Origin of the sequence: Terrimonas alba (assembly GCF_042434975.1) — a bacterium.
In the GTDB taxonomy this organism is placed as follows: domain Bacteria; phylum Bacteroidota; class Bacteroidia; order Chitinophagales; family Chitinophagaceae; genus Terrimonas_B; species Terrimonas_B alba.
Window position 1 is genome coordinate 184,640 of record NZ_JBHMQM010000005.1, and the last position, 17,945, is coordinate 202,584.

General features: G+C 41.4%; 15 protein-coding genes. All 15 read right to left on the bottom strand.

The window, feature by feature from the left end; genetic code table 11:
* Positions 1-115: 115 nt before the first annotated feature.
* Positions 116-1,363 carry a methyltransferase domain-containing protein gene (locus ACFEL9_RS15720; RefSeq protein WP_385891926.1) on the bottom strand — a complete coding sequence of 416 codons (1,248 nt, stop codon included), beginning with the start codon at positions 1,361-1,363 and terminating at the stop codon, positions 116-118.
* A 9-nt stretch (positions 1,364-1,372) separates the two neighbouring features.
* Positions 1,373-1,927, bottom strand: a complete 555-nt coding sequence (rfbC, locus tag ACFEL9_RS15725) for a dTDP-4-dehydrorhamnose 3,5-epimerase (RefSeq protein WP_385891928.1) — start codon at positions 1,925-1,927, stop codon at positions 1,373-1,375.
* Positions 1,927-2,976 (bottom strand): NAD-dependent epimerase/dehydratase family protein, encoded by a 1,050-nt coding sequence (locus ACFEL9_RS15730; RefSeq protein ID WP_385891931.1) that lies wholly within the window; start codon positions 2,974-2,976, stop codon positions 1,927-1,929. The genes rfbC and ACFEL9_RS15730 overlap by 1 nt, the downstream gene beginning before the upstream one ends.
* Positions 2,973-4,313 carry a DUF4910 domain-containing protein gene (locus tag ACFEL9_RS15735; RefSeq protein ID WP_385891933.1) on the bottom strand — a complete coding sequence of 447 codons (1,341 nt, stop codon included), beginning with the start codon at positions 4,311-4,313 and terminating at the stop codon, positions 2,973-2,975. Before ACFEL9_RS15735 ends, ACFEL9_RS15730 begins: the two co-directional genes overlap by 4 nt.
* Before the next feature lie 41 nt (positions 4,314-4,354).
* Positions 4,355-5,497: a hypothetical protein gene (locus ACFEL9_RS15740; protein ID WP_385891936.1), complete on the bottom strand. Its 1,143-nt coding sequence runs from the start codon at positions 5,495-5,497 to the stop codon at positions 4,355-4,357.
* Complete coding sequence (locus ACFEL9_RS15745) at positions 5,482-7,236, bottom strand: hypothetical protein (RefSeq protein WP_385891938.1); 1,755 nt, start codon at positions 7,234-7,236, stop codon at positions 5,482-5,484. Before ACFEL9_RS15745 ends, ACFEL9_RS15740 begins: the two co-directional genes overlap by 16 nt.
* Complete coding sequence (locus tag ACFEL9_RS15750) at positions 7,233-8,546, bottom strand: glycosyltransferase family 4 protein (protein ID WP_385891940.1); 1,314 nt, start codon at positions 8,544-8,546, stop codon at positions 7,233-7,235. The genes ACFEL9_RS15745 and ACFEL9_RS15750 overlap by 4 nt, the downstream gene beginning before the upstream one ends.
* Before the next feature lie 19 nt (positions 8,547-8,565).
* Entirely contained in the window at positions 8,566-9,741 is a 1,176-nt protein-coding gene (locus ACFEL9_RS15755) for a hypothetical protein (protein WP_385891942.1), read from the bottom strand.
* Positions 9,742-9,743: 2 nt separating this feature from the next.
* Positions 9,744-10,904 carry a hypothetical protein gene (locus tag ACFEL9_RS15760; protein ID WP_385891944.1) on the bottom strand — a complete coding sequence of 387 codons (1,161 nt, stop codon included), beginning with the start codon at positions 10,902-10,904 and terminating at the stop codon, positions 9,744-9,746.
* Positions 10,901-12,079, bottom strand: coding sequence for a hypothetical protein (locus ACFEL9_RS15765; RefSeq protein ID WP_385891946.1), 1,179 nt, complete (start codon positions 12,077-12,079; stop codon positions 10,901-10,903). The genes ACFEL9_RS15760 and ACFEL9_RS15765 overlap by 4 nt, the downstream gene beginning before the upstream one ends.
* 10 nt (positions 12,080-12,089) lie before the next feature.
* Complete coding sequence (locus ACFEL9_RS15770) at positions 12,090-12,968, bottom strand: phosphotransferase family protein (protein ID WP_385891948.1); 879 nt, start codon at positions 12,966-12,968, stop codon at positions 12,090-12,092.
* 107 nt (positions 12,969-13,075) lie between these two features.
* Positions 13,076-14,008 (bottom strand): phosphotransferase family protein, encoded by a 933-nt coding sequence (locus tag ACFEL9_RS15775; RefSeq protein WP_385891950.1) that lies wholly within the window; start codon positions 14,006-14,008, stop codon positions 13,076-13,078.
* Positions 13,998-14,909 carry a polysaccharide pyruvyl transferase family protein gene (locus ACFEL9_RS15780; protein ID WP_385891953.1) on the bottom strand — a complete coding sequence of 304 codons (912 nt, stop codon included), beginning with the start codon at positions 14,907-14,909 and terminating at the stop codon, positions 13,998-14,000. Before ACFEL9_RS15780 ends, ACFEL9_RS15775 begins: the two co-directional genes overlap by 11 nt.
* 15 nt (positions 14,910-14,924) lie before the next feature.
* A complete protein-coding gene (locus ACFEL9_RS15785) occupies positions 14,925-16,151 on the bottom strand; it encodes a glycosyltransferase (RefSeq protein ID WP_385891956.1) in 1,227 nt (408 codons plus the stop codon).
* Positions 16,152-16,158: 7 nt separating this feature from the next.
* On the bottom strand, positions 16,159-17,940 hold the full coding sequence (locus ACFEL9_RS15790) for an ABC transporter ATP-binding protein (RefSeq protein WP_385891958.1): 1,782 nt from the start codon (positions 17,938-17,940) through the stop codon (positions 16,159-16,161).
* Between the last annotated feature and the right edge of the window lie 5 nt (positions 17,941-17,945).

Here is a 17,945-nt window from a genome sequence, read left to right on the forward strand (position 1 = left end):
TTATTGTTTTTCGCCAAATTGAATTCGCTATAAAATTTTCATCGCTGGTCATGATGATAGCCCGGGAATTTTATAGCTCATTTCATAATACAACGATTTTAAAGTTTACGATTGATTAAGCATACACAGTTACTTCAGGAATTGGAACTACAAACTGTCCTCCCCAGTTCCGGATATGAGACATTTGCCCCATGATTTCTTCTTTCAGGTTCCAGGGAAGTATCAATACATAATCAGGCTTTGTTTCGTCTATTTTTTCAGGAGGATAAATGGGTATACGGGTGCCGGGTAGCAAACTGCCTTGTTTGTGCGGACTTCTGTCAACAGTGAAATCAATGAAATCAGTACGAATGCCACAATAATTCAATAGGGTATTGCCCTTGCCGGGAGCGCCGTAGCCTGCCAGTCTCTTGCCATTTCTTTTAGCCTCTATTAAAAACTCAAGCAATTTTCTTTTGGTTTCTTTTACCTGTTCTTCAAAATTTTTATAAAAGTCCATTTGGGTTACACCAGCTTCCAGTTCTCTTTGCAACAACCCAGTGACTTTGGCTGATACAGGTTTCGATGTATCGGTATGATGACGACCATAAATTCTCAACGACCCTCCATGAGTAGGAATCTCTTCTACATCGAACAAGGTGATCCCATGAAAATCAAAAACTTTTTTTACGGTAGTAAATGAAAAGTAAGAGAAGTGTTCATGATAGATAGTGTCAAATTGATTTTCTTCCATTAATCGCAGCAGATGGGGAAACTCCATGGTCAACACCCCATCTTCTTTTAGTAAGATCGGAATGCCACCGACAAAATCATTCAGATCGGGAACATGCGCCAACACATTATTACCAGCAAGCAGGTTCACTTTTCCATATTGGGCTGCCAGTTCTTTTGCGGTTTGTACGCCAAAAAATTTTACTTCGGTGCGAACACCTTTTTTCCTGGCGTATTCAGCTACGTTGGCAGCTGGTTCAATGCCCAATACAGGAATATTTTTTTCCACAAAATATTGCAGCAAGTATCCATCATTGCTGGCTATTTCCCCCACTAAACTTTGCTCGTTGAAGCCAAATCTTTCCACCATTTGATTGGAATAATTACTGGCATGTTTGAGCCAACTGGTAGAATAAGAGGAGAAATATGCATAGTCACTAAAGATATCACCTGGTGAAACAAACTCTTCCAGTTGCACCAAATAGCATTGATCACAGACATAAGTTTTGAGTGTGAACACCGGTTCCATTTTGTTAGCGTCTTCCGGCTTGATATAGCTTTCACAAAGCGGTGATGTACCCAGGTCAGCGAACACATGCGTCAGCAGCGTATTGCAAAATCGGCAGTGGGGTTTTGGTGAGGTTGAATTCATGGTGTTGATTTAAAAATTGCGAATTCCATTAAAATTTTCGGTTAGGTAAGGATATTGTTTGTCTTTCTCCGACAAACAGGTAGGCGTCATCGGCCAATGAATCCCAATTTGCTTATCATCATAGCGCAGACCCCTTTCGCTCCCTGGTGCATAAAAGGCCGTATGATGATATACCAGTGATGTATGATCACTGAGTGTTTGGAAACCATGAGCAAAACCTTCCGGCACATACAGCATGCAGAAATTATCTTCTGACAACTCTGCTCCAAAATGCTGCAGGTAAGTTGGAGATTCTTTCCGCAGGTCAATGATGACATCATATACCCGGCCGGCAATACATCTTACCAATTTAATTTCCTCATGTGGGGCCAACTGGTAGTGCATCCCTCTTAACGTACCTTTTTGTTTGTTATAAGATTGATTCATCTGAACGAATTCTTTATCATGACCAATACTCTGAAACTCCTTTTTGCAAAATGTTCTTACAAAAAAACCACGTTCATCTGCTATTGGTTGCAGCCGGATGAGATAAGCGTCTTGCAAAGGTGTCGGTTCAAAAATCATTACTGGTTGTTTAAGAATAATGATTGATCAATAGTCCCTGTGTTCACCAGGTTTTGAATAACATTCAATCGCACCAGGTTTGAATTCCTGTAATTACCATTGATAAAATCCAAACTTTTTATTCCGTCGATTAATCCATTCACAGCTGCTTTCAAATCATATTGCGGCTGATGAGCTGGGGCGAGTTTTTCAAAAAGGTCAAAATTCACCCGGTAGGAACGTTTATCTGGTTCAGCATTAGCGTTAACGGATACTTTTGTTTCCGGCAGCATTTCATTGACCATAGTTGCCAACTCCTTTACCTGGTAATTCCACGCATTACTGCCGGCATTTGCCACGAGAAAGCTACCACCCGACTCACCATTTCTTTCATGTGCCCAACGCATAGCCCGCGCCATATCTAAAACATGTATCAATGGTCGCCAGGGAGTTCCGTCACTGAGAATATTTATTTCTTTATTAGTAATAGCTCCTGCCACAAAATCATTTAGCACCAGATCAAGCCGGAGCCGGTCACTCATGCCGCAAGCAGTGGCGAAACGAAGGCAGGTAACCTGGAAATTTTCGTCTGCCAATTGCTTAAGTCCTGTTTCCGCATTGATCTTGGATTTTGCATAGGCAGTCAATGGATTCAATGTGCTTTCTTCAGTTCTTGGTTTATCTTCTGCTGAACCATATACACTGCAACTGGATGCAAACACAAATTTTTTGGCTCCTTTGCTTTTGGCTTTTTCCGCCAGGTCAATGATCGCTTTACAATTGATATCATGTGTTTGGTTTTCGTAACGGTTGCCAATAGGATCATTGGAAATGGCCGCTAAACCAATGACAGTATCAATACCATCTAAAAGTTCTGCAGGGAAATTTCTTACGTCGCCATAATGCTGAACAGAGAGGCCCGCATCAGGAATAATGTTTTGGTTTGTTACGTATTGTGAAAAGTAACCAATATCATAACCCACCAATTCAGCAGCCGGATAATATTTCCTGAACTCCCTGACAACGCCGGGTCCAACATAACCAAGGTTACCGGTAATTAGAATTTTCATGTGTTGTATTGATTAAAAACTGATTTTTTATTTGGTATAATTGATTGAATCAATAGTCCGTTCTGCTCCAGTATAACAGCAATTTCTTTGATCACATCAAATGGTATTGATGCCCGGTTCGCTATATCCAATAAGTTATTCTCACCGTCTGAGAGGTTGAGTATCCATAACATGGCCATTCTTCTTTCTTCTTTCTCTTTTGCATTAGTTCCGCCAATTTTTTGATATAACCCTCTTTTGCCTAATTGCGGTTCGCATTTTGGGTATTGATTGATGTAAACAATATTGTTGTCCAAAATATCAGCAATTGCCGCATAAGCAGTTAAAGAGTCTTGCAATCTTGCTGGTTGTACCAGGTTTAAATTGTCAGCAGAAGTGTGATATTCCGGGTATTCTCCGTATTGTGATCTTGTCAGACTTCCGATAGGTAGATTAATTCCCGGCGAGTTGAATTGTCTTTCGTCATAACCATAGGGAGAAAAGTCAATTGTTTTATAATCTTCATCCATGTGACTGAGATAGTGTAGCACTGCTTTATCAATTAAGGCATCACCTGCTCTTGTTTTTTTATACGTAAATGAAGAATCGTCTCCCAGTAAAGTGGCTACCAGGCCGGCTTTAATATTACTCAACTTATCTTCATTTAAAGCCAACCAGGTGATAGCGCCGATTGTTCCGGGTATAAACAAAAACCTGTACGATAAACGGTTTGTTTTTGTACTTAACAATTTTGCTAAAAATGAAATCACTGCTATACCCGAAAGGTTATCGTTGCACAAAGATGGATGGCATATATGGCAGGTAAATAGTATTTCTTCATCTATTTCACCCGGCAAATAATATTCGCCCCAGGTAAGTGAGCCCGGCTGTAGTGTTGAATCAATGCAAACTTCGTATTCATCATCCTGCATTGATTGTAGTTGAGAATGACTTAAACAAAAACCCCAGTTTTCATCATAATAAGAAGTGCGGTAAGGTATCCATCCGGGTTTATCCGGTAATGAAAAGAGATGTGGCTTTAATTCCTTCAATGAAAACTTACCTTTTACGGGAATGCTGTAGTTGAGGGCGTGAAGATTTGATCTATTGAAGTCAACAATTTTCTCGCCCTTGCTATTTTTTATATACGCATCTCTGATATTCCATTCGTTGGGTATGGTCCAGTCAAACACGGAGGTCCCCGTAGGTACTTCATGTACCCCGAGTGGGATGTATTCCTGCAGGATCGCCAGGCTTTTTCTCACACCATCGCCGGTAATACTGCGGCAGATTGGATAAAGCCTGCTGATCAGCTGGTACATTCTGTCACCCTGTTCCATTGTGTTTACGGATTCCATTCTCTTTAAACTACTTCATATTTTTATCTATTCAAAGCTTTTCAGATGCCAATTTTGTTAAGAAATTTTCTGATCACTTTTCCTGCTTCCATATATTCAAAGGCCAGTTCGCGGGCTGCTTTTGAATGCACGGCATAATTTAGCGATACATCCCTGATAGCATCAGCAGCTTCTTCAATCGTTGTAAAAGAAAGCAAACCTTTCCCGGTCGGTAAAACTTTTGAGAAGCCTGTTTCCTGCAGCACTACCGGCTTTCCAAATCCCATATAATAGCCCGATCTGTCATTGAACCAACCACATTGGGTAGAAACAAAAGCCTGTTTGGCAACGCTGAATTCAGCTTTTGATCCGGCAATATAGTCAAGGTAGGATGCGGCCGAGATGCTGATATCATCTCCTTTTCTTGCATGCCATCCATTTTCCTGTAATCTTTCCCACGGTATTTTTTTACCTGAAACGGCTACTTCCATCAGCTCGTCAACTTTAGAAGGAAGGCTCATGATTTTTTCAAACTCTATATCCTTATGCCCATATTCTTTTCCATCATATTCCACTCTTTTAGTAGGATTCCAGTTCATCACGGTTGTAAAAGCTGATTTTCCATTGACAGGTGCATTTTTTACTTCCTGCAGCAAGACCGGAGGTAAATTGTGCTTCCATTCTATTCCGGAAGTTGGCACGTCGCATTGTTCTGTTCCGATCAAATTCCCATCCGTAAAAAAATGATCATACGCCGGCAATGCCACACCTGATTCGATCCACTTTTTTATACGCACCTGGAACCAGCCCGGTTCGCCATCTACAAAGACCCGCATTTTACAACGAGCAGATTCCTCCTTCCATTGAGCCCATTCGAGATCGACATATAAATCCGCAGTCCTGAATAATTCATCGACAGTTGATTTACTTAATCCATGATAAACACCATAGTGATCGACAAAGCATAAATTATTATGCAGGTCATATTTTTCCATCAACTTTCTTACTACACCAAAGCCATAGCTGCAATCACTGGTCATGGTTCTATTAGGAATGTCATAACAGTCATCGGGCCATTCGCTTTTTTCAACAAAATAGACTTCATGGCCGTTCATTTTAAATCCAACCAGCCAGGCCAGGTACCATAAGTTGGATCCGCCTCTTGGCTCCCTTACCATCGTACCGCTCACTATAATTCTTGCCATTTGCTTTGTTTTATAGTTTGACTTGTACTCACCTGCTCAAACGCTGATAAGTTTAAAGTATGGGTTTCCCGGTTATTGTCTAATAAAAATGTTGATGTAAAGTTTTTGGCTGGGATATGGAAACCAATGCGCACCGGTTTGATAAACGGAGGATGATTTTCGGAATTTAACCTCAATCGATATTGGCTGGTAACTTCATTGATACTGATGGTGTGGCTAAGAATAGTAGATAGTTCTCTAAAGTCTATAAAGAAATTTGCCCCGGCTTGTTGCCATTTCTCCAGCTGGTCAGTGAACCAGCCTGTGCCATGGATGCTAACATCAAAATCATGAAAGTAACCAACTACAGGCAACTCCTGTTCAAACCAACGCGGATTAGCTAAATCCAGGTAAGGGGAACATACGTGCTGATTCCAGCAAAGCTGATGACTAATACGCATACCAAGATAATAGCTGCTGACGAGATTTAATCCTGATTTCAATACTTTTTCCAACACATTATTGGTAAACTCTTCGCCAGGACAAATAAGTGTTGAAGGCAGTGATTGAAAGTTTTTTTGAAAAGCTTCAATACCTGAAAGCAGGGGGTGTTTTTCTTCCGGCAGGCTATTGATAAAGCTCACAGCCGACCTGCCAAACTCCCGGAACCACTTTTTGTTTTCGTACCTGTCATCTGCATGCAGCCATGCCTTTTTATCAGGATGTATATGGGTATATCCATGCAGCTCTACCTCGGCCAGTCCGCTACTTCTTAGTTTTTCAATGCCGCGAAACTCATCTTCATAATCAAAAACACGAGTAAGTCCGTTCGCAAGATTTTTATAATATTTCACAGATGGAGAAGGATAAATATTTCCGGCTGTTCTGTTAACGGGCCGGCCATCAATTTCAAGCTGACCTCTCGTACTATCTCCATCATCAACCCATGCCGGAACATAAGCAAGGCTCATTCGGGCGTCTCGTTCTAATAATGCTTCGCCAATAAGATCCCATTCCTTTTCGCCAAGTTTTGCTGTATGAAACGAATTATCGTGAACCGGTTGTGAACTACCCGGATCATCCATACGAAGAATCATCGTATTCTTCCATTCAAACCAGGCGACAGGATATAAGTTTTCAACTATTAAAAGTTGTTTTAAAAGAGCGGTAAAAACGGGTTCACTGTCCCTTGTCATACTGGGGTGAAAACTTAGAAACACGATTTTTGAGTCCGATTCATCGATGGAGCCGGCGATGCATGTTTCCGATAAATGGACCAGTTTGTTTAAACGTTGAGAAGTTTCCAGCTCCGGTAATTGCAACGAATTTTGCAGTTTCCACTCTTTGCAAAATCCGGGTCGTTTATATAGTAAACGGTCGCCTGTTGGTTTTTTTTCAGAAAGAAAAACTTCAAATCGATGGGATAACCAACCATTTTTTTTCCCGGCCCTTGTGATAAATAGAAATTGATTTGTCCTTATTGTAAGGAGGATTTGTTCCCATGTTTTGCTATCGGTATCGTCAGGGTCTCCTATAAGTATGACCCATTTGACGACCTGGTTGTCAAAATCGACAAGGTGAAGCGAACCGGGATCCATTAGCTTTACCTTCCAGCCCAGCATCGCCATAAATGTCATCCAATCCAACGCTTCTCTGTCTTCCGGAGCCAGCCATCCACCGGTTCCCAATACCAGGGCCCCATTCATCTTTTCGGCAAATGGGGTAAGGATTAAAACAGTATCTTCTCGTTGTTTTATCACACGCTTCTCAATTTTAAAGAGGAAAATCCACGCTTTAAAGATCCTGCAAGAGCTTGTGTTGAAACATGCTCCGTAGCAAAATCCCTGATAGTGGCTCGCATACTTTTTATTATCTCCGGATTTTCAGCTATAAATTGTAAATGATTGAAAAGGCCTTCGTTATCCTGTGGCGGGAATAGCCAACCTGTTTTATTTTCTATTACCAGGTCGGAGATGGCGCCTACATCAGACGAAACAACCGGTAGCCCGCAGGCCAGTGCCTCACCAACAACTGTTGGAAAACCTTCCCGCTTAGATGCCAGCACCAAACATTCTGCAATATTTAATAAACGAACTTTTTCTTCATCATTTGATATCCATCCATAAAAGTGAACCCTGTTAGGAACTCGTTTTGTTGCCTGTTCCTTCAGTCTTACTTCATCTTTTCCACTTCCGACGATTAACAGATCAATGTCGGTGAAATGCAAGGCAACTTTTTGAAATGCGCTGATTATTGAACTAACCCTTTTTACACTATCATCAAGTCTGCCAATAAACAGGAAATATCTCTTTTCACTATTGAGGCCCGAAGCTAAGCAGGCAGTCTTCCGGCAAAGGGGTTTGTAAATTGAAATATTAATAGGAGATCGTACAGTGCTCATCCGGCGGGGATCGAGCTTGTATTTTTTTTCAAGAAAATCTTCTTCCCGTTTTCCTGATGTAAAAATCCAATCGGTTTTAGGGATGGTGATTCGTTTTAACAGGGTTCCCAGGTATTTACCGGTACTGCCGGAGTGAACTGCTACCAAAGGTATCTTGCGCCACCAGGCCAACAAATGGAGCGAATCAAAACGGCCGCTGCAATAGTCTTGTGAAAAAATAACGTCCGGCTTATCATTTCGCAATGCTTTGAATAGAGGCCAGGATAAAATAGCGAAATACGAAGCAAAAGTTGCATACGTGTGATACCAGCGAGTGCGAAACTTCCAACTTTTTATTTTGGAATAAAATAATTTCCATAGCTGGCGATGCAACCAGGATGAAGGGAGAATTTTTACTTTACAGCCAACATAGTTATGTCTAACATCTTCCTTAAATGTTGGTTTCAGGCTTAGCACATACCAGGTAACATCTCCAATTTCTTCCTGCACTATTTTCATCCTCGCATGGTTGGCGGTATTGTGCCATGATTTCGCAAATGCTTCCTGCGAAACGCCGTAGTGTGTATAAAAGTCTTCAAACACATCCGGGTAATCAAAGAAGGCTATCTGTGGCCGCCTTCCAGTTTGATTTAAAGTAGAGTCAGTATTTTTTTGCAGTTTTCTCATCATAAACAACCTTCAATACACTTTATGCAATTGACTTTTCTATTAGTTCAGTCAACACTTTATCGGATGCAAAATAAGTTTCGGCCAACTCTCTTGCACCCTGGCAATGCCTGCTATAATTGTTATTTACCTCTTCAATAGCGAGCAATGCTTCGTCTATACCTGAGAACGGGATTAAACCAAGATCTGCTTTCAACCAATCCGAAAAACCGGTATCCTGTACTATCACCGGCCTGCCACTTGCCAGGTAGCCGGCACTTCTTTCACTGAACCAGCCCGTTCTTGCTTCAACATATCCATGTTTGGCAATGCTGAATTCTGCTTTCGACTGTTGAATATAGTCCTGGTATTTCCAGGGATCGCCTGAGATTTTCTGCGGATACGACAGCTGCCAGCCATTTTCTTTCAACCGGGTTCTGGGAGCTGAAGAGTCACTTACCGCCAATTCCATGATTGATTTTGTATGCCGGGGAAGATGTAAATATTGATTAAATGATTCCGCCTTCATCCCATAGTAATGTCCGTTGTATGTTTTACCTGGATAGCTTTCCCATTTCATCACGGTAGTAAAAGGAGCAGCTTCGTTTCCATTTGTAACCGGCCATGCGTTCAGCACCACCGGTTGTCGTGTTGGCTGCCACGATAATCCATCATCGGGAACCAGGCATCCCTCTTGTTTAAAATTTTCACCATAGGTAAAAAATACATTGTGCTGTTTGCAAAAATCCAATCGTGCATTGTCTGCAAGATTTCTGATTTGTGTGAACAGAGGATCAGTATCGATAAGCACCCTGATGGGAACATCCTGCAACCAGGATCGTAAGGTATTAGAGCAGGAAAGATTTAATAGCACTTCTGTATCGCTGATAAGTTGCAACGCTTTTTCTGCTATTGGGCCGTGCCATTGCTGTTGATGATGATCATAATAGCCCCAACGATCTTCCAATCCAAATTGTTCAAATACCTGTTTTGCATAATTTAACCCGTAAGTTGGATTTTGATCTGTTACATTTCGATCCGGGTCGTAACATGAATAGATGGTATCGCCGCTATCTTCTAAGAAGTAAACGTCGTAGCCCATCTGGTGCAAGCCTAAAAAATATTGCAGGTGGTGCCAGGTCATGCCACCCATAGGTCCCCTGACGATATAGCCAAGAACAAGAATCCGTAATTTTTTATTTTTTAAACTGTTCTTCATTGTTACGAAGCAATTAATTTCTTTTGCTTGTAATCATCTAAAACAGATTTCAGGACATTGACAAGATCTGCCCTACCCCTGCTTTCTAATGCCGGCATGATCTCTTCATAGAAATCCACCTGAAAATCGTTATAGATCATATCATAAGTTCGGATCGTTTCCAGCAATTCAGGAGTAAGTTCTTTGACAGAAAATGCGGCCGAATCTTTCAATTTGCCGAGAGCTTCTAATTCACACATGGTAAGAATGCATTTCTCACAAGTGCAGCAATTGTATACTCCGTCATCATCATTTTGACAAACCCGGATGTTGTCAAGGCCGGTTTTCCAATCTCCCACCATTGCCACTTTTTCTAACCTTGTAAGATCAACACCATGATGAATAACCCGGAAATAAGAAGTAGAATAGTATTGGTCCAGCAATGGATGAGATCCCCATGGATAAATAGAAACCGGTGTGTGATTGGTAGCGATATAAGTGCTGTGAAATCTTTTACTGAAAAAACAAGCTACTGCGCTCCGCAATGCACCCAGCGATTTATAAGTATAGAACCAGCCATCTTTGTCAAGAAATTTAATGTTGGTGAGGGCGGGGATCAGTTCAATACCAGCATCGTCTGCTACTTTTTTTGCGGTGGTCAAACGGCCATTGATGATTCTTTCGGCCCGATCCTTTCCCGATTCCGTATGGTTATGATAGCCTATCGTCATACCGGCACTAATCGATAACGGGTGCTGATTGGGAATATTTAATTTATTCCATCTCAGTGTTCCCAGGGAATCGATCCCGCATGACAACAAGCCCAGGCTTTCCTTCGCATTAAAATCATACACTTTAAATCCTGCCGTCGGTTCGATTACCGGTGCGGCATGCGGAATGTCATGGTACCAACTTTTAAATACGGGAACAACTACTTTCAAATTTTGAAATAATACCGGGCAAATGGGTTCATCAATCTGAATTCTTTCTTCACCGGCGTGCCAGGCCGCTAAATAAACAGCCAATAAAACTGCGTTCGGATCGGCCCACAGCGCCGACTCATATTTTTCAGGCGCCTCCACGAAAAAATTGAGCGGCTGTTTTTTCGCTTGTTCCCAAATCACATCGGCGGATGCCCTGATATAGCCATCGACAATTTTTGAATTAATATTTGTAACTTTCATAAAACGAGTTTATATTTTTCCAGAGTAGGTTCGCTTACCTCATTCAGCATTTTTTTTAATACCACTTTTGCATCCAGGCATGCTATTGCTATTTCCCTTGCGGCCTTTGAATGTTTATGCCAATTGTTTTCTATTTCGTTGATTGCGACGACGGCTTCCTCCACATTAGTAACAGCAAATAATCCCATCCCGCAGGGCAAATGCTCACTGAAGCCGGTATCCTGCAAGACAACGGGTCTGCCCGAGGCAAGAAAGGCTGCACTTTTATCGCTGAACCAGCCTGTATTTAATGCCACAAAAACATTTTTGCATACACTGAATTCCGCTTTCGCATTTTCAATGTAGTTGCAGAAGTTTTGGTAAGACATCGTCACCGATGTACCGTTCACTATATTCCATTTATAATTTCTGAGCAGGTCAAACGGAATGTTTTTTCCGGAGACGGCAGCTTCCATATTGGCTCCAACTAAAGTTGGTAGTTGAATAAATTTTGTGAACTCAATATCTTTTTGCCCGTATTTTTTTTCCTTGAATGAAATTGGCTTATGAGATTGCCAGTTCATTACCGTTGTGAAAGGTGCTTCTTTAGCGGGAGCTGCCCCTGTTTTAAAAAAAGTAGTGTCGACCGGGGAATACATATGCCGCCAATGAATGTCACCAGTGGGAATGATATTATCTGTTCGACCAATATTGTAACCGTTGGTAAAAAAATAATTGTAACGGGAGTAACGCGAAACCATTTCATCATTGTTGAAATAGTTAATCTGTGAAAAACCCGGTTCACCATCTATCAGTATTCTAAATTTGCAAGCCTGCGCTTCTTCTTCCCATCCATTTTGCATACCCAGGTCGATATAGCAATCTGCTTGTTTAAAAATTGTTTCAATTTTTGTTTTGGATAATCCATGATAGTGATCCTGGTGATCCACAAAGCACCATTTGTTTTGAAGTCCGCTTAGTGCCAGGAGGTTGTTGGTCATTTTGATGCCGTAACTGCAGTCATTGCTCATGCTGCGGGTAACCGGGTTGTAGCATGAATTATCGTATACATATTTTTCTACAAAATATACGTCGTGCCCCAATGCCCTGAGTCCGGCAAGGTGCTGAAAGACCCATGACATCATACCTCCCAGCGGATACCTGACCATATATGCACCAACGATGATAGTTGCCATAGATTTTGCATTAAGCTGTCACAACCTGCCTGTAGCCGGCTTTTTTAATCTCCCCGTAAAAATTTTTGAACCAATTTGTCCGGTCTCTCCAGCAATCAGGATCGTCATACTCACCAGTCCATCTTAAAAAGAAGTAAATCTTGGCCATAAGCAGCCGTTGCCTGAATTCTTGTTCGCAAAAATTGCCTTCTGGCCAACGGGCCGAAATATATTTTTTCACTGCAGTTCTTTGTCTTTTGTAATCCCATCCTTCTATCAAACTAGCAAGGTCAATTTCGCCTGCCCCGATAGCTGCAGACTCCCAATCGATCGGGTATATATTCCCCCGTCGTACCAATATGTTTTTTGTATAATATTCGCCATGTATAAAAGTTTGTGGACTGCTTAAAAGCGAGTGCATATTTTCCTTAAACCATTCACACACACCCGTCAGCCATGGATATTTGCTATGAAGCGCATGGGCTATTTTTTCTACAGAGTCTAACCAGATCGAGTAATACGCCTTATCATATATTTTGATGTATGAAGGTGGATTGGACGCATAAATTCTATGCAGGTTACCTATCCATGCAGCTGCACTGGCGAAGTGGTTCGGATCATGATCATCCTTTAATAGTTTGGATCCTTTTAAATATTGTATAACTAAACAACTCTTATTCTTCTCTTTGTAAGCTCCGTAAAACCTGGGTGAACTCAATGAAAGTCTATTCAAAACTTTTTGATAAACTTTGGTTTCATATTCAACACCACCGCGGTGACCATTGGAAAATTGTGTGTGGTTTCCCGCATACTTGCAAAACAGGTGAATCAGCTGGCCATTATCAAGACTGCAGGTAATGATTTCTGCCGGTGATGTGCTGTGATAATCAAATTTTTTCCTTCTCACCATTTTTTTCATTTGAAAAGGCAAGTGAACCTTATTCACAAATTTTTCGAATTGCGAATTCAGGTTTTCAGTTTCGGGAAATAAAAAAGCGCCGTTTGATTTCATAAAGCCTAAAAAATTTCCAGTTTTTTTGCCAATGCATAAATGTGATCATATCTCCACTCTTCTTTCTTAGGGAAGAAAAACCGAAAATGCAAATAGAGCCGGGCCATTAAAAGCCTTTTTTCGAAGGCCTGCTCATCAAATTCAAGACCTGTGAACCGGCTGGCGACATAACTTTCCCTGATATGCTCAACGACTTCTTCTTTCCTTGCTTCAATAATACTTGCCAAATCAATTTCACCCGGAGCATAAGCTGCCGATTCCCAGTCTACCGGGTAAATAATTCCATTTTTTATTAAAATATTCTTCGAGTAATATTCGCCATGAATCAATGTTTGGGGCGCCTTCAACAGGATGTCAATATTTTGACGGAAGAATTTTATAACATCCACCAGCCAGGGTTGTGCGGACAGGATTTCAGGAGCGTCCTCCATTCTCTTCAACCAAATAAAATAATAGTCCTGATCATACCTCTTTACAAAGGAAGGAACTTTGTTTTCAAAAAAATGATGCATTTGTGCAATCCACGATGCAGCTTTCAGGTATAATGTAATATCCGGGTTACCTTTCAATGATGCACTGTCCTGCAGCAAATCCATCAGGAGTAGTGTTTCATTTGTTTCATTAAAATAGCATTTGCCCCAAAAATTTACTTTCGTTAACGGAAGGTCTCTCAACACTTCATCATAAACTTTTATTTCATATTCTACTCCTCCTCTATGACCATGATTATTTGGCCCGAGGCCAGCTAAATATTTTCCAAAAAGATTTATTACCCGTCCATCTGAAAGCTGACAACTAATAATCTCTGCAGGAAATGTGCTGCTACCCTTGAATGGAGAGCGTGAAATTATTTCAACAGTTGCTGGTGCATTTGCCGAAAATAGTTTTGACAAATGCGCAGTGAGCAATTCAGTATTGGGTAAGGTACTAATTTCCATAAGCTAATTCTTTACCGGATAATTGTAACAAGTCTGATAAAAGGGTTTCTTTCAATGTCTTTATTTTTTTGCCGGCCAGTTCTGCACATTCCAACGCTTTGGCATGAGCGGTTCTGGACAAACAGTATTGAAAAGCGGTAGATAACGATACTTCGTCGAGTGTAGCAGCATTAAATAAAATTGGCCAATCCAATTCTTTTACCTGTAGTGAAATTTTAGCGCCGCCTGCAATGGGGTCAATTGGAATCACCGGAATACCATTTTTGATAGCCAGTACGGTTCCATGCAGCCTGGTGGTAATAACAAGATCCATTTTGGCGATCATCGCCTCCACTTCGCCGGCTGTTCTTAATCCACCCTTATTATCCAGCAACGAAGTATCAATGGATACCCGGGCAACCTCGACAGTATTTAGTAATTCTTCAATTTTTTTATTGGCCTCATCATGTAAAGATCGTGATCCATATTCTTTTTGCTTGTGTGATAAGATGACGCCAACTACCGGTACCGCCGGTAATGGACCCAAAAAGGTGATATCGGGATTGGTTGTTTTTGAACTGTCTCGTTCTAACAGCAGTGTAAATGGGTTCCATACTGCAAGCGGCTCCATCAAAGAGAGGTTAACACCTGTCAGCCTGCAATTCGAAAAATGAGCTAACATTTCAGTAACCGGCCATCCATTTCCAAAAGGCCCGCACACAAATAACAAATCTGTGAACTCGCCGGGATTGGCTTTTTTCCAGTCTATCCCGCCTGTATAAGGAAAGGCCGGACAATCGGCGACACGATATTCTATGTTCGCTTCATTGAGCCACTGGCAAATAATGTCCCGGGCAATCATATCACCTGCCGTTGCTCCCATATTATCAAAACTGAACCATCCTGCTAATAAAACTCTCATAAACGTTATTATTGATCAATAAGCCGTATTTGACTTTTCAATTAATTGCTGCAACACCTTCGCGGCATCAAAATATTCTACAGCAATTTCTTTGGCTCTTCTTGCATGTAGCGTATAATCAGCCTCCACTTCACGAACCTTATCAACGGCCTGTTCAAGGTTATTAAAAGTTAGAATACCTTCCCCCTCTGGCAATACTTTATCAAAACCCGTATCCTGTACAATAACCGGGCGACCAGCCGCCAGGTAGCAAGCAGAGCGGCAGCTAAACCAGCCGGGCTTGGAAATCACATAGCCACCTTTAGCAACACTCCATTCGCCTTTTGAATAAAAAATATAATCACGGTAAGCGTCTATATCGCCGCACCGGACAGCGGGATCAACAATTTCCCATCCATAATGTGCTAAAAGATCTGCAGGCGTACCGAATGAAAGTTCTCTATCATTATTCCCGGCAAAATGATCAGGCAAAACAGATTGCCAGTTTTTATGTTGAAGCCTGCTGAGTGCTACTTCGAAATGAATATCTTTCAACTTTCTCTTTAACTCAAGAAATTTAATAAACTCTACATCCTTTTGGTAAAAACTTTTTCCCCCGAACACCATCGGTTTGTAGCTTGTCCAATTCATAATAGTGGTGAACCGGTTACTATGCGATTTATGATTGATCCATTCCGATAATACAATAGGCGTGCGGGTAGGTTGCCAATTGTATTTCTCATCTTTTAAAAACTCCGCGAGACATTCACCAAAGCTGAAATGGCAATCATGAAGGGCCACCCTCTTTGAAAACTCTTCATAACCCAATTTTAATTTTACTTGTGTAAAACCAGGATCGCTATCTATATAAATCATTTTTTTGACAGCCCTGTATTTTTCCGGTTTTTCAAGTGTTCCGGAAACATTGATGAGGATGTCTGCCGTTTGCAGTACCTCATGTCGCTTCTGGTCACTCAATCCATACCATTTGTCTTTAAGCGGGAAACGATAAGCCCACCGGTTTTTCAATTCATATCGGTCAAAAAGTTTTTTTAGATAAGAAATGTTTTTATCGCAATCTTTCTCTACCCAATCGTCTCCTGCAGGTCCGCCATCAAGGTTGTAGGGCCACTCTCCCGAGTCCTCGAAATAATAGACATCATGGCCTAGTTGCTTCAATCCTATACAGTATTGAAGGTAATCCCAGGTTACGCCTGCCAGGGTGTAATGCTGGGCAATAAGGCCGGTTACAATAATTCTCATAAATGGGTCAAATTGCTTTTTCCCTGAATGAGTTGATTTTGGTGTTCAACCATTCGGGATGATCGTTATATATGATGTCGACAATTTTTCCTTTTTCCAGGTGGATAACAAGATCGCAATGTGCCAATGCATCCAGCCGGTGCGTAATAAAAAAAGTGGTTTTGCCGTCCATTAACTTTCTCGTCGCATTCATGATCAGCGACTCCGTTCTGATGTCAACGGAGCTGGTGGGCTCATCAAGAATAAGCAGGGGAGAATTTTTTAAAAAAGCACGGGCAATTGAAATTCTTTGTCTTTCACCTCCTGATAACTGCATCCCCCGTTCACCTACCTTAGATTGGTAGCCGTTAGGAAAATGGGAAATAAATTCATGAGCATGCGCATCTTTTGCTGCTGCATGAATTTCTTTTTTACCGGCCGTAGGTTTTCCGTAAGCAATGTTTTCTTCTATACTTGTTGAAAATAAGACAGGTTCCTGCAAAACAATACTGAATTGGGATCGGAAATCAGCTACCTTATATTCCCGGATATCTGTTCCGTCGACAATAATGCGGCCGCGGGTTGGTTCGTAAAACCTTGCCAACAGGTTTACCAAAGTTGTTTTGCCTGAACCGGTTGATCCCATAATGCCAACTTGCTGACCCGGTTTGATTTCAAATGATATGTCCTGTAGAACGGGTGTTCCCTTGTTGTATTCAAAAGAGACATTTTCAAATTTTATCGAGCCGTTGATCTTATTGGTCTTCCTGGCATTGGGATGTTCTTCAACATCTTTCTCTTTATCGATCAGGCTATACACCCTTTCGAGGCCAACGAAGGCCGATTGAAGGTTAGTGTATTGCTTGGTGATGGTTCTCAGCGGTGAAAAGAACTGCGCCAGGTAAGCCATTATTAATATGAGTTCACCTAAGGTTATTTTTCCCTGGTGAACATACATGGAGCCGAAATATAAAAACAAAGCGGTGCCGGTAGCTAATACTAAACCTATGCCCACATCAAAGATGCCGGAATAGCGAACAACCTTGATTTGATTTTTTAATGCATCATTGGAACGATTGACAAATCTTTGCTCTTCGTAATCTTCCCTGACAAATGCTTTAACCACCCGCAGCGCCGATAGTGTTTCGTGGATAACGGACATCGCGGCACTCTCAGATCGTTTTACTTCCTGCCATTGATTTTTTAGTTTGGTTCTGGAAAAACGGGCTAATAGCATTAACGGAGGTATGGCGCATACGGCTATTAATGTAAAATGCCAGTCCAGGGTCGTCATCACGTATAGCATTCCTATAAGTGTGAGCAGGGAAGTAATGATGGGCGATAAGCCAGAAACTACCAGGTTCTTAATAGCGGTAGCGTCGTTTTGAATGCGGTAAAGAGAATCCGAAACTCCAGTTTTATCATGATAAGATAACGATAATCGTTGCACATGATTGAATAACAACGTTCTTAAAGACAATACTAATTTTTCGCCAGTGTATGATTGAATCAGCCAGCTTAAAAGACCTTGCAGCTGACCGAGTAATTCGATCAGTATCATCAGTATGGTGGCCGTCAGAATAATGGCGGAAAAGCTAAAGTCAAAATGTTGCGGGAAAAAGAAGGTAATTATCCCGGGCATGGGTTGTTTACCAAAAGCATTGTCCACTATGATCTTTAAAGGAATAGGTGCCAGGAGAGCGATAGGTACCGCAGCCAGGTTTAATACAAAAATGGCAACAATATTCAACCAGTAAGGCTTTGCCCTCAACAATACTTTTTTTAATATGGACAGATCGGGAATTTTCATAAGTA